This window comes from Bacillus cereus group sp. BfR-BA-01360 (assembly GCF_022663595.1).
Taxonomy (GTDB): domain Bacteria; phylum Bacillota; class Bacilli; order Bacillales; family Bacillaceae_G; genus Bacillus_A; species Bacillus_A cytotoxicus.
In genome coordinates, this window is record NZ_JAKUFV010000110.1 from 1 (window position 1) to 216 (window position 216).

Consider the following 216-nt stretch of genomic DNA (forward strand, 5'->3'; position numbering starts at 1 on the left):
TCACTAATTTCTACAAAGTCTAAATCCTCTATATCTGAAAATAATTCTTCTACTAATTTGTCTTTTTCATTTCCCATTGATTTCTCTCTCCTTCTTTTTTATTCCTTATGATGAACAACATGAACTTGAACCACACGTTGAGCAGCCATTACTTGCCATTGATCCACTTGTTGCTGCTGTCTCTGGTAACGCTGTCGCTTCACTAATTTCTACAAA

1 protein-coding gene is annotated in these 216 nt (G+C 35.2%); it reads right to left on the minus strand.

The features are described 5' to 3' along the window. Positions 1-105: 105 nt before the first annotated feature. Positions 106-207 (minus strand): thiopeptide-type bacteriocin, encoded by a 102-nt coding sequence (locus tag MR056_RS22180; protein ID WP_242136746.1) that lies wholly within the window; start codon positions 205-207, stop codon positions 106-108. Between the last annotated feature and the right edge of the window lie 9 nt (positions 208-216).